The sequence below is a fragment of the Melghirimyces algeriensis genome (assembly GCF_900182565.1).
GTDB lineage: Bacteria > Bacillota > Bacilli > Thermoactinomycetales > DSM-45169 > Melghirimyces > Melghirimyces algeriensis.
In genome coordinates this window covers 493,247-506,003 of sequence record NZ_FXTI01000001.1, presented here as the reverse complement: position 1 = coordinate 506,003, position 12,757 = coordinate 493,247, and the positions used below count along the sequence as shown (strand labels likewise).

The following is a 12,757-nucleotide window of genomic DNA, read 5'->3' as shown; positions in this document are numbered from 1 at the left end:
TTACACCTTCACCTCGGCAAGAACTCCCTTCACCAGGCGGATAAAGCGAGGTTTCGTTTGATTGGCCACTTCTACAACCTGTTCATGGGTGAGCGGTTCCAAGTCTTCCCCGATCGCCATATCCGTAATGCAGGAAATTCCCAGGACTTTCAAACCCATGTAACTAGCAACGATCACCTCAGGTACTGTAGACATTCCAACCGCATCTCCACCCAGGTTTCTAAGCATGATCAACTCTGAAGGAGTCATATATGCCGGTCCACTGACTCCTGCATATACCCCTTGTTGCAGGCGAATTCCCTGCTCACCCGCCACATGATGTGCCAAGTCCATCAATTTACGATCATATGCTGTGGACATATCCGGAAACCGTGGTCCCAATCGGGAATCATTCGGTCCGATAAGGGGGTTGCTTCCAGTAAAATTGATATGATCTTCAATCAACATCAGATCCCCTGCTTGAAAGCGTTCATTCATGCCACCACAAGCATTGGTGGCAATCAGCCATTGGATTCCAAGCGCTTTCATCACATAAACAGGGAATACAACCTCTTGTTGGGTATACCCTTCATAAAAATGAAAACGCCCCTGCATCGCAACAACTGTTTTTCCGGAAAGACGGCCAATCACCAGCTGCCCGGCATGCCCTTCCACAGTGGAGACAGGAAAGTGGGGAATATCCGAATAAGGAATCGTAACCGCATCCTCAATATCATCAGCCAGCTCTCCCAACCCAGAACCGAGTATCATTCCAACCTCAGGATGATGTGCGGTCTTTTTTTGTATATAATTCCGTGCTTCTTCCATCTTTTGATAGATTTCTGTCATTTCCAGGTCGCCCCTTTTTTTGTTTTCACGCTGTTCTGATAATACCTTAAACGGACAAAATGTCTTTGACAATTCCCTTTACCAGCTGAATAAAACGGGGCTTTACCCGCTCCGCAGTTTCCATCACTTCATCATGGCTTAACGGTTGTGGAAGAATTCCCGCAGCGAGATTAGTAATACAGGAGATTCCGAGAGTACGCATTCCTGCATGGCGAGCCACGATCACTTCAGGCACAGTGGACATCCCAACGGCGTCCGCTCCCAATGTGCGAAACATGCGGATTTCCGCCGGGGTTTCATAGGAAGGTCCTGTCGAACCTAGGTAAACACCTTCCTTGAGCGGAATATGATGATAAGCCGCCACCCGTTTTGCCAACTGACGGTATCCAGGATCATATGCCTCCGACATATCCGGAAAGCGCACACCCCATTCCGGATGGTTAGGACCGATCAAGGGATTGGTAAACATCATATTGATATGATCATTGATCAACATAAAATCTCCTGCATCAAACGTTTTATTGATCCCCCCTGCCGCATTGGTCACCACCAATGTCTTGACTCCCAAGGATTTCATTACCCGAATCGGGAACGTTACCTCCTGCATACTATACCCTTCATAAAAATGAAAGCGCCCCTGCATGGCAACAACTGACTGAGATTCCAATTTCCCTATCACCAATCTTCCGGCATGTCCTTCCACAGTGGATACGGGAAAATGAGGGATATCACTGTAAGTGATCGCCTCTTTATTTTCAATCTCTTCAGCCAGAATCCCCAACCCGGACCCCAATACCAAACCGATATCAGGCTTTGTGGATATCCGTTCACGAATTGTTTCAGCCGCCTGTTCTGCTTGTTGAATCTTGGATTCCATGATCCTCTTCCTTTCAACGAAATTTTAATTCATTTAGAAAGCTGGTCCCGTGCGCTGGAGATGGTACCCCAAAATTATCAGCAATGGTGGCACCCACATCAGAAAACGTCTCCCTCACACCAAGAGAAACACCTTGCTCAGATAGAGAAGGACTCCAAACAAATAATGGGACATATTCACGGGTGTGATCCGAACCTTTATATGTGGGATCATTACCGTGATCCGCGGTAATAATCAGCAAATCGGAAGGGCGCACAGCCTGCAGAATCTCCGGAAGCCGACGATCAAACGCCTCCAAGGCTTGTCCATAACCTTCCGGGTCCCTTCGATGTCCAAATTTGGAATCAAAATCAACCAAGTTGACAAAAGCCAGCCCACGAAATGACTTGTTCAAAACGTCAATAAAACGATCCACTCCATCCATATTATCCTTTGTCTTAATGGAGTGGGTCACCCCTTCGCCGGCATAGATGTCAGAAATTTTGCCAACCGCAATGGAGTCCAACCCCTCGTCTTTAAGGGTATTCATAACAGTCGGATGTGGCGGCTTAACCGAATAATCCCGACGGTTGGCCGTCCGTTCGAAACTGCCGGGCTCCCCTATAAATGGACGTGCAATGACCCGAACCACGGCAAATCGCTCATCCAGAGTCAATTCCCTGGCCACTTCACAAATATCGAATAATTCATCCAGGGGGATGACATCTTCATGGGCAGCTATTTGAAACACACTGTCAGCAGAGGTGTAGACAATCACCGCTCCTGTTTCCATGTGTTCCTCTCCCAGCTCATTGATTATTTCCGTGCCGGAAGCCACTTTATTTCCCAACACGTTCCGACCAATCCGCTCTTCAAAGGTACGAATCAGTTCTGTTGGAAAGCCTTCCGGATACGTTTTAAAGGGTTTTGAGGTATGTACACCCATCAACTCCCAATGACCTGTCGTGGTATCTTTCCCTGCGGAAACTTCAGCCATCTTCCCATAATGGGCTTTGGGTCGGTCAACAGGCTCAATGCCTGGGATCGGCTCAATGTTGGACAGACCGAACTGGGACAAATTGGGTAACTTCAGCCCCCGCTTCTCCGCAATGTGACCCAGTGTATGAACTCCTTGGTCACCAAATGCCTCTGCATCCGGCAACGCTCCGATCCCTACACTGTCCAAAACAATTAATGCTACGCGTTCAAATGATGCCAATCAGATCACCTCACCATCCACAGTTTATTCACAAAAAAGGCCGCTCAGGATAGACCCAGAAGCGGTTGAAAGACTTTACTCACCCAGCCAATAATACAGAAGAACTCGATCTTTCATTTGTATCCAGGTTTTTCCGTAATCGGTCTTCCCACTGGGAGCAAAAACCTTCACCGCTGGTCCTTTTGGTTGCCCGTAACGGTAAGCTGGCTCGAACCATTGGGATACCCAAGCAATAACATGATAAAAGATCATCGTTAATATGACAAACATCGTGAGAAATCTGGCCCAAGCTGCCAATCGTCGGAGTGAGACGATCATCATAACCCGTCCTTTTCCCGGTGTTAGGAACATTCTATGGAAAGGAACGGTCTGTTATGCCAGATCCAAAATCGACTCTCCCATCACTTCATTCAAGGAGCGATAAGGCAGATTCAAATCCTCAGCGACTGCTTTGTATGTGACATACCCATTCATCACATTCACCCCGCGAGCGAGAGGAGCACTCTCTCTCAATGACTGTTTCAAGCCTTTGTTCGCAATATTGAGCGCATAAGGGATGGTGACGTTGGTCAACGCATAAGTGGAAGTCCGCGGTACAGCCCCAGGGATATTGGCGACGGCATAATGAACCACATCATGTTTTACATAGCTTGGTTCACTGTGGGTGGTCACCCGATCAATCGTTTCAATCGACCCTCCCTGATCAATGGCCACATCTACAATAACAGAGCCGGGAGACATGGACTTTACCATTTCTTCCGTTACCAGACGTGGAGCCCTGTGTCCAGGAATCAAAACAGCTCCCACCAACAGATCTGCCTTTTCAACAGCCTGACTGATATGATAGGGATTGGAAATCAGCGTACGAACCTGACCTCGGAAGATATCATCCAACTGACGCAGACGATCGGGATTTAGATCTAGAATGGTCACATTGGCTCCTAAACCCAAAGCCATTTTTGCCGCATTTGTTCCAACCACCCCGCCGCCAATAATCACGACTTCCCCCGGAAGAACCCCTGGCACTCCTCCCAACAAAACCCCTTTTCCGCCATTTGGTTTTTCCAGAAACTGCGCCCCGATTTGAACCGACATACGTCCTGCCACTTCGGACATTGGTGTAAGAAGTGGCAAAGCGCCGTTATCCAACTGAATCGTCTCATAAGCGATCGCTGTCACTTCGTTTTCCATCAGCGCACGGGTCAATTCCGGTTCAGGTGCCAAATGCAGATAGGTAAAAAGACAGAGGCCTTTACGGAAATATTGATATTCAGACGCCTGTGGCTCCTTTACTTTTAAGATCATCTCCGACGTACTCCATACTTCTTCTGCCGTCTCCACGATCTTGGCACCATGTTTTGAAAGTGCTTGATCCGGAAAACCACTTCCTTCTCCTGCACCTTTTTCGATCAAAACCCGGTGCCCTGCTCCGATCAGGGCATCCACACCTGCCGGGGAGATCGCCACACGGTTTTCACTATCTTTCACCTCTTTGGGAACACCGATAATCACGCTGTACACCTCCTTTTCCATCCTATATCATACCACTAGACCTGGCATCTTCATACAATGAAAAACGCGAGACCATTCTGGATCTCACGTTACTTTGGAACCAACCAACTTTCCGGGATCTTTGACTTGGTCCTTACACCGGTGACAGATCCCGTGAAACGTCAACCGGTGGTCAATAATCTGAAAGTCAAATTCTTTTTCTACCCTCTTCTCAATGGGCCCTAACCAATCATCAATAATTTCATCCACCGCTCCGCAATTTAGGCAGATCAGGTGATGATGATGGTGCTCCGCTCCTTCAGCGCGAAATTCATAACGGGTTACACCATCGCCGAAATTGAGTTTGTGAATAATGGTCAGGTCGCTGAGAAGTTCCAACGTGCGGTAAACAGTCGCCAGACCAATTTCTGGCGCCTTTTCCTTTACCAACAGGTAGACATCTTCCGCGCTTAAATGATCCTCTTCATTTTCCAGTAAAACGCGGACGGTCGCTTCCCGTTGGGGGGTCAATTTATAATTGTGAGCAGACAATTGTTGCTTGATTTGTTTGACTCTCTCTTCCATCTTCACACCCCCCTGCGCTCCTGACATCATTATATGGGAGGCAGGTAAGGGAAGTCAATTCAATTGATATCAAATCTCATATGATAAACATTATAAACAGCTACAACTCCGGAACGACCATTTGCATCAGCTTGGGCGAAAGATATGCTTCAAGCAGGGAGGAAACGACCAATACACACGCCATAGCAGTCACCAAAACGGAATAGGAGAGAAACTGCGGATAGATCGTTCCCCGACGTTGAATCAACCTGTTTTTAGCTAATAATACAGAAAATGTAATTCCGCTGACAGCTACAATCATTAGCGCTGGAACCGTTAACAGATTGTGAGGAACAACGGCCAGAAATGAAAACCACAGCCCGTCCCAGGAAAGTTGACTGACCAAAAAACCAACTGTAAATCCGATCACCAATCCTTTTAAAAAGATCATCACGACAATGAAAGGCATACCGATCACAGAAATACCGAGAAGCCACATCAGTCCCAATGTCTTGAAGTGCCCGCCGAGTGAATGCTGAAAGGAGATTTTTGGATCTGCAATCCCTTCCCCGTTTAACCCCTGGAAAAAGTGACCCAGGTAAGCAAGGAGATTATCTTTTTGCACAGGGGATAAGGTATTCACAATAAACGCACCAAAAATCACTCCCATGATAAACAAAACCCCGACAAACAAATACAACGACATCTGATTCTGGACATGAAATTGAAGCGTTCGACGAATCGCTTTCTTTTTCAAATCAATCCCCCCTTGTCCACTTAATCGATCTCTATGAAGGAAAGGGAGAGAATATACTAGACTTTCTTCGATTTGACCTTTCCATAGATTCCACCTCCACCTTCTTCAAATTCCAATCGACGCTCCCGCGCCAAATGAATCTGATGGGCGATGGAACCTCCGACAAGACTTGAAATTTCATGGATGGGAGCCCGGTGAAGAACATCCATCTCCGTTCCAAACCGTTCCAAGAGACGGTCCAAGGTTTTTGGACCCAACCCAGGGATAAATTCCAGCGGAACCTGATAGATATATGGCGGGCGATGGTTTGGAGGCTTTCCATTGCTGTCAGCAATCTGGCTGATCCGATCCATCACACCTCGGATCACTTTGGTGCTTTTACACCGATCACATCGATCTCGGTCGGGAGACAAGATCTGAGAACATTTCTGACAACGGGTACGATAATATTTTCCCAACTTTGGATTTAATCCATAATTGGCTGATACATAACGTCCCTCCCGACGAGCCAACACCTTCTTTAATTCCTGAAAGTTGGGCTCAACCATCATCAACTCATTGTACTCGCGACCGATCTTAGCGAGAGAATGCGCATCGGAATTGGATAAAAATGTAATTTCCTGCAATTCCGCTATATGGTCAGCCATTTCCGAATCGGCAGAAAGGCCCAGCTCCACAGCAGACAACCGATGCGGATGGAAAAGGTCCGGAATTTGTTCAGCAGCACTGCCATAGAGACTTTTAAAGGGTGTGAATATATGGGCAGGGATCAAAAGGCCTCCCAACTCCATTACCTTCTCCTCTAATGCAGAAATCTCTCCATGAAAGCGCTGCGTGGAAAGTTGCATGTTTTTCACAAAGGGTGTCATCCAGTCGCTGAAATCCCTGATATGATCCAATGTGGGGAAATAAGCCAAAAGATGGGCGGGTCCGGTTCCCTTTTTCCGGACTTCGATCTCCATCCCAAGAATCACTGTGGTATGGCCATAGCCAATCCCACCTCCGACAAGTTCTTGATAATGCCCCTGGTACAAATTTCGTTCAATTTCCTGCTGAACCGGTGGGGAATGCGCATCAATCACACCAACCATATCCATCCCTTTGCGAAGGGATGCTTCCCGAACGATGTGATCAAAAGTGAGATTGCGAGCTCCAGTGATTTTTACCGGCAAGCCTCTCTCTGTTCGTCCGATATGAATATGTAGATCCGCAAAAAAAGGTTTTACGTTCACTTTCTGTCAACCTTCCGGTTTTTCCAGATATGGAGTGCCGTCACCGTTTTGGCATCGCAAATCTCACCGGCTTCCATCCGTTGAAAAGCCTTTTCTAACGTTAATTCCACTGTCTCTACAAACTCATCGGCATCTGGATGATAGACCCCCTGAACCAAGCCCTGAACTTCATAGAGATGCAGCAACTCATCCGCAAAGCCGGGAGACGTATACACGGAAACCACATGATTAATCCCGTCCGCCCGATAGCCTGTCTCTTCTTCCAGCTCTCTGGTCGCACATACAGCAGGATTTTCTCCCGGTTCCAACTTCCCAGCAGGGAGTTCAAGAATGGTTTTTTCCAACGGCTTTCGGTATTGCCGGACAAACACCATTTTGTCTTCTTCTGTAATCGCCATAATGGCAACCGCTCCTGGATGCTTGACCAACTCCCGTGTAGAAATGTTTCCATTGGGCAACTCCACTTCATCCAATTGAACACGAATGATCCTGCCCTCAAAAATATTTTTACTCCGAATCGTTTTTTCTTCCAGTTCACTCATTGGATTCCCCTCCTGTATCCTACATTTCCCCATTATACATGAATAAAGGACAGGGATCATTCATCTGTTATGGCGGGCGCTTTTACTACATCGTACGAAGAGTCAGATTTCCATCTTTGCAACCCCGGCTCCCCGTACAAACCCATCCTTGTTACAAACCTTCGTGAATGGCTCGATCCACACTCCGACCGTTTTGAATACCACGCCACAATTGAAACGTCAGGTAGGCAGAAACGGATATGGTTCGAAAAAACAGAGGGTCCTCTTTCCATTTCCTTCCCATCGTTTGTATGGTTTCAGGATAAGCGTTTAACCATTCCTCCACTTTTTGATCCGTAATCGAAACTTCCACCCAGTGATGGGTCGTCAAGCAATTTCTTTTCAGTTGCTTCACTTGATCCTGAATCGGTTCCGGTAATCGGCTGGGAAGGGGAATGATGGCCGGAGCCAGCGCAACGGAACACAAAACCGTCTCTGTATGATGGCTGATTCCCTGATGCCTTTCCCGAACATCTTTACCCTGAATGCGTGGAACGGCCACCGGAATCCCCTGAAGACTATGCACAGCGTTAATGGCCTGCCCCTGCTCCACTCCCGAAAAGCCATAGGGTGTACCTGTTCCTGCAATCCCCGGACCCATGGAGACAAAAATCAGATCAGCATTCAGGGCATGGCGGGCCAACAACAGAGCCGAATACAGATTGACCGCCTCCATGTCCCCTCCAAAGGCATGACCACAGGTAATCGTTCCCGCCAACCAGCCAAGGGATGTCAAACGGCGAACATGCCGACTGAATGGGGCTGGCAAAGCCCCCCCATCCGTCATCACATACACCACCCGTGGGTATTGATCCTCAGATAAACTGCGCCAAACCGTTGCAGCGATTGGAAGCATACTGTGTAACTCACCGATACAAACCGGTGTTTGCTCCAAGGAGCGTTTTTTCTGAAGGGTTTGATGCCAAGGGCTTCCCGGTTCCTCTCCTGTGGGCAGAGCCACTTGCCACGGGGTGTAACGCAGCTTCATCATGTGCCCCTTCACCGGAGCTGGAGCTGGATCTTTCCCAATGCGTCCTGCCACAAAATGAACCCCACCCGTTCCCAATTGCAAGCGAACAGCTGTAGTATTGAGCCAGACTTGATCTCCGGGATCTAAACCACCAAAAAAACCGGGGTAATGAACCGCCTTTTTCCTTTCACCCGATCTCTCTTCCCTAACGGTCAACCACTGAATATGCGGCTCCTCTTCCAGGATCTGAAGCACCCTTCCTTTCTCCCAAATCACCACCTCCAAATCCCCCTTTCCTCTCTCAAAAAGGGGGTATGCCGATAACTATATGTTTATGCCTATAAAAAGACCCACTTTCCGTGGGTCCTTCTCCTTTCCTGCTTTACCTCTGTTCGACTAAAGCAACCACCAGCTCAGCTGCTTTCTCCAACTCTGCAATCGGCATTCGTTCATTGGTTGTATGAATCTCTTCATACCCAATTCCCAAGTTCACTGAAGGAATCCCATGCCCAGCGATGACATTGGCATCACTGCCACCTCCACTGGACAGCAACTGCGGTTTTCGTCCCACTTTTTCCAATGCTTCCATCGCTTTTTGCACAACTGGATCAGCATCCGTATATTTATATGCCGGATACATTTTGGTTGCTTTTACCTCTGCTTTTGCATTCAACTCCGCCGCTGTTTGTTCAAAACCGGTCACCATCCTGTTTACTTGAGCGTCCAACTTGGCTTCATCCCGACTCCGGACTTCTGCAAGGAGCTCCACAAATTCCGGGATCACATTTGATGCGGATCCACCGGAAAATTTGCCGATGTTAGCGGTTGTCTCTTCATCAATACGGCCCAATGGCATTTTGGAAATGGCACGGCTGGCCACCTGAATGGCACTGACACCATCTTCCGGATTGACTCCAGCATGAGCGGCTTTCCCGATGATTTTCACATCGAGACGAACTTGAGCGGGCGCTTCGGTAATAATATGCCCCACGGGACCATTGGAGTCCAATGCATAGCCAAAATCCGCCTTCAACAGATCTGTATCAAGATTTTTCGATCCCACCAAACCCGATTCTTCCCCGACGGTAAACACGAATTGGATGGATCCATGTTCCATATCTCTTTCCTTTATGGTACGAACTCCTTCCAGCAAGGCGGCCAATCCTGCCTTATCATCCGCTCCCAACACCGTGGTTCCATCCGTCATGACATAGCCATCCTCCACCTTGGGCTTGACCCCTTTTCCAGGCGTAACCGTATCCATATGACAGGTAAAATAAATCGTTGGTGCATCCAGTGTTCCCTTCAGCGTAGCGACAATGTTTCCGGCCCCATGTCCGGTCACCTTGGCACTATGGTCTTCCGTTACCTCAAATCCAAGATCATTCAGTTTGACCTTCAACAGATCACAAATTTCCCGTTCTTCCCCCGTCGGGCTATCCGTCTGAACCAGTTCCAGAAACTCTTTCAGCAAACGTTCTTTGTTAATCATCATTGATGCCTCCTGTATGTACGTTCATCAACACAGAGATGCATTCACCTTTTTCCCATCCCTGAAGGTGACTGACTCATCATTGTTACCCGATCATTCCATGCCGGGCGGTCGATGGTCATTGTTCGACCAAGCTGCTCTCGTCTTCCTGCATCCCGCCAGAGAGACCGATCCCTTGGACCTCGGATAAACCGGACATGAAAAGCCTGGAGCATCCGAAGTTTGTGTCGGGAATCTACCCCCTTCTGTTGGAAGGAACACTCTTTCCATTGGATTTTGGACAACTTTCTTCCCTGCACCAAACGAATCGCAATGGGACGGATGAATGGATTCACAACAGCTTCACCTTCTTACAAAGGAATATTACCATGTTTTTTAACGGGTCGATTTTCCCGCTTTCCTTTCAACATCTCCAAGGATTGTTTCAGTCGTTGTCTCGTCTCCCTGGGATCGATCACATCATCAATCATGCCCTTAGACGCTGCCACATAGGGGTTAGCAAACTTTTTTCGGTACTCTTCAATCTTTTCGGATCGGGTGGATTCCGGATCAGCACTTTCCTGAATCTCCCGGCTGTAAATCACATTGGCAGCTCCCTCCGGTCCCATCACTGCCACCTCTGCCCCTGGCCAGGCATAGACCATATCGGCTCCAATCGCCTTGCTGTTTAGTGCCACATAGGCTCCTCCATAAGCTTTGCGGATAATCACCGTAATTTTGGGAACTGTTGCTTCCGAATAGGCATAGAGAATTTTGGCTCCATGACGAATGATTCCTCGATGTTCCTGATTGACTCCGGGAAGAAAACCGGTCACATCCACGAAGGTGATAATGGGAATATGAAAGCTGTCACAAAATCGGATAAACCGACTTAATTTATCCGATGAATCAATATCCAATCCGCCTGCCATTACTTTTGGCTGATTGGCAGCAATCCCCACGGATTGACCATTGATCCGACCAAACCCGACAACAATGTTGCGAGCGTACTTTTGATGAACTTCCATAAAATCATTTTGATCCACAATAAGATCAATCACCCTGCGTACATCATACACCTTTGTTCCCTCTTCCGGTACCACCTCCATCAAATCTTCCACCCAGCCCTCATCCTCTTTGACAAAGATCCGTTCAGGATCTTCCACATTGTTTTGCGGCAGAAAACTCAAAAGTCTGCGAACCTGATTGAGAACTTCCGGTTCTGATTCGGCAGTGAAATGCGCATTTCCACTTAACGTGGAGTGAACTTCAGCACCGCCCAGTTTTTCAGTGGAAATCTTTTCACCAGTCACGGTCTCAATCACCTTGGGTCCCGTAATAAACATTTGGCTGCTTTTCTCCACCATAAATACAAAATCGGTGATTGCCGGTGAGTAGACAGCTCCACCGGCACATGGACCCATGATAACAGAGATCTGGGGAACCACCCCGGAATAAATGGAGTTTCGGTAAAAAATGTGCCCATAACCATCCAAAGAGACAACCCCCTCTTGAATTCGGGCACCTCCAGAATCGTTCAGTCCAATGATCGGAGCACCATTTTTGGCCGCCAGATCCATCAGCCGGGCGATCTTCAGGGCATGCATCTCACCCAACGCTCCGCCAAAAACAGTAAAATCCTGAGCAAAAACATAAACCGGTCGGCCATGTACTTTTCCGTATCCAGTTACCACTCCTTCTCCCGGAGCTTCACCGAAATCAGTAGAGGTATTTTCCACAAAAGGATTCAGCTCCATAAAGCTGTCTTCATCCAACAGCAAGTCAATTCGCTCTCTGGCAGTCAATTTCCCCTTATCGTGTTGAGAACGGATTCTTCGCTCGCCACCACCCATTTCAACTCGACGGCGACGTTCCTCCAATTCATCCAATTTATGATGCATATCAATCACCATCCAATGTTTTCGTTATTCACCGATCCGTTTCCCTGTCAGTACGGGGCTCACACAGTTCATAAAGAACACCTTTTGTCGATTGCGGATGAATAAATGCCACCTTGGCACCTTTCGCCCCTCGTTTGGGCTGATCATGAATCAGTTGAATTCCGGAGTCTGACAATCGTTTCAACTCTCCCTCAATTTCTTCCACTTTCAATGCAATATGATGAATTCCCTGCCCTCTTTTTTCCAGAAATCGGGCGATTGGACTGTCAGGAGAAAGCGGTTCCAAAAGTTCTACTTTTACTTCCCCCAATCGAAAAAAGGCAACACGAACCTGTTCACTTTCCACGATCTCTTCACCAAGCCATTCTAATCCCAGAATGTCTCGATATAAAGGAACAGCCTGTTCCAGACTTTGAACAGCGATGCCTACATGTTCAATCCGCTCCGGCGAAATCCTGTCTCTTGTTGTCATTGGATTTTTTCCCGCTCCTTGACCGCCTGACGGATAAAGTCGGCCGTTTCTTTGGTTGACGTTCCGGGTGTAAAGACTTTTTTTATTCCATGTTTTTCCAAAAAAGCTAGATCCGATTGAGGGATCACCCCGCCACCCACCACAATGATATCATCCGCTTGTTCATCCTTTAAAAGACGTGTCACCTCTGGGAACAGTTCATTATGAGCGCCGGACAAGCAAGAAAGCCCGATGACATCCACATCTTCCTGAATCGCTGTGGAAACGATTTGCGCGGGCGTTTGGCGAAGACCGGTATAGATTACTTCCATCCCTTCATCTCTCAAAGACTGAGCGATGATCAACGCTCCCCGATCATGTCCGTCAAGACCAGGTTTGGCAATCAACACACGTATCGGTCGATCCATATTCTTTC

The 12,757-nt window shown here is 47.8% G+C and carries 15 protein-coding genes; all 15 read right to left on the bottom strand.

Annotated elements, in window-relative coordinates:
• The 15 genes from FN782_RS02360 to FN782_RS02290 all read right to left on the bottom strand — a co-directional run bounded on the left by FN782_RS02360 (position 1) and on the right by FN782_RS02290 (position 12,749).
• The gene (locus FN782_RS02360) at positions 1 to 828 is read right to left on the bottom strand and encodes a purine-nucleoside phosphorylase (RefSeq protein ID WP_142504153.1); all 828 of its coding nucleotides are present in this window, start codon (positions 826 to 828) and stop codon (positions 1 to 3) included.
• Between the two features lie 46 nt (positions 829 to 874).
• Positions 875 to 1,705, bottom strand: coding sequence for a purine-nucleoside phosphorylase (locus FN782_RS02355; RefSeq protein WP_142504152.1), 831 nt, complete (start codon positions 1,703 to 1,705; stop codon positions 875 to 877).
• 13 nt (positions 1,706 to 1,718) lie between these two features.
• A complete protein-coding gene (locus tag FN782_RS02350) occupies positions 1,719 to 2,903 on the bottom strand; it encodes a phosphopentomutase (RefSeq protein WP_142504151.1) in 1,185 nt (394 codons plus the stop codon).
• A 75-nt stretch (positions 2,904 to 2,978) separates the two neighbouring features.
• Positions 2,979 to 3,221: a DUF4227 family protein gene (locus tag FN782_RS02345; RefSeq protein WP_185955985.1), complete on the bottom strand. Its 243-nt coding sequence runs from the start codon at positions 3,219 to 3,221 to the stop codon at positions 2,979 to 2,981.
• A gap of 54 nt (positions 3,222 to 3,275) precedes the next feature.
• Positions 3,276 to 4,415 carry an alanine dehydrogenase gene (ald, locus tag FN782_RS02340; RefSeq protein ID WP_142504149.1) on the bottom strand — a complete coding sequence of 380 codons (1,140 nt, stop codon included), beginning with the start codon at positions 4,413 to 4,415 and terminating at the stop codon, positions 3,276 to 3,278.
• An 84-nt stretch (positions 4,416 to 4,499) separates the two neighbouring features.
• A complete protein-coding gene (gene fur / locus FN782_RS02335; protein ID WP_142504148.1) occupies positions 4,500 to 4,979 on the bottom strand; it encodes a ferric iron uptake transcriptional regulator in 480 nt (159 codons plus the stop codon).
• A 100-nt stretch (positions 4,980 to 5,079) separates the two neighbouring features.
• Complete coding sequence (spoIIM, locus tag FN782_RS02330; RefSeq protein WP_142504147.1) at positions 5,080 to 5,715, bottom strand: stage II sporulation protein M; 636 nt, start codon at positions 5,713 to 5,715, stop codon at positions 5,080 to 5,082.
• A 56-nt stretch (positions 5,716 to 5,771) separates the two neighbouring features.
• Positions 5,772 to 6,947: an endonuclease Q family protein gene (locus FN782_RS02325; RefSeq protein WP_142504146.1), complete on the bottom strand. Its 1,176-nt coding sequence runs from the start codon at positions 6,945 to 6,947 to the stop codon at positions 5,772 to 5,774.
• Positions 6,944 to 7,489 carry an NUDIX hydrolase gene (locus FN782_RS02320; protein ID WP_142504145.1) on the bottom strand — a complete coding sequence of 182 codons (546 nt, stop codon included), beginning with the start codon at positions 7,487 to 7,489 and terminating at the stop codon, positions 6,944 to 6,946. Before FN782_RS02320 ends, FN782_RS02325 begins: the two co-directional genes overlap by 4 nt.
• 151 nt (positions 7,490 to 7,640) lie before the next feature.
• Entirely contained in the window at positions 7,641 to 8,777 is a 1,137-nt protein-coding gene (locus tag FN782_RS02315) for a DUF3866 family protein (RefSeq protein ID WP_185955984.1), read from the bottom strand.
• A gap of 103 nt (positions 8,778 to 8,880) precedes the next feature.
• The gene (locus tag FN782_RS02310; RefSeq protein ID WP_142504143.1) at positions 8,881 to 9,990 is read right to left on the bottom strand and encodes a M20/M25/M40 family metallo-hydrolase; all 1,110 of its coding nucleotides are present in this window, start codon (positions 9,988 to 9,990) and stop codon (positions 8,881 to 8,883) included.
• 44 nt (positions 9,991 to 10,034) lie between these two features.
• The gene (locus FN782_RS02305) at positions 10,035 to 10,325 is read right to left on the bottom strand and encodes a hypothetical protein (protein WP_142504142.1); all 291 of its coding nucleotides are present in this window, start codon (positions 10,323 to 10,325) and stop codon (positions 10,035 to 10,037) included.
• A gap of 15 nt (positions 10,326 to 10,340) precedes the next feature.
• The gene (locus tag FN782_RS02300; protein ID WP_185955983.1) at positions 10,341 to 11,870 is read right to left on the bottom strand and encodes an acyl-CoA carboxylase subunit beta; all 1,530 of its coding nucleotides are present in this window, start codon (positions 11,868 to 11,870) and stop codon (positions 10,341 to 10,343) included.
• A gap of 28 nt (positions 11,871 to 11,898) precedes the next feature.
• Positions 11,899 to 12,342 carry a methylmalonyl-CoA epimerase gene (gene mce / locus FN782_RS02295; protein WP_425462667.1) on the bottom strand — a complete coding sequence of 148 codons (444 nt, stop codon included), beginning with the start codon at positions 12,340 to 12,342 and terminating at the stop codon, positions 11,899 to 11,901.
• Positions 12,339 to 12,749, bottom strand: a complete 411-nt coding sequence (locus FN782_RS02290; protein WP_185955982.1) for a cobalamin B12-binding domain-containing protein — start codon at positions 12,747 to 12,749, stop codon at positions 12,339 to 12,341. The genes mce and FN782_RS02290 overlap by 4 nt, the downstream gene beginning before the upstream one ends.
• Positions 12,750 to 12,757 lie beyond the last annotated feature (8 nt).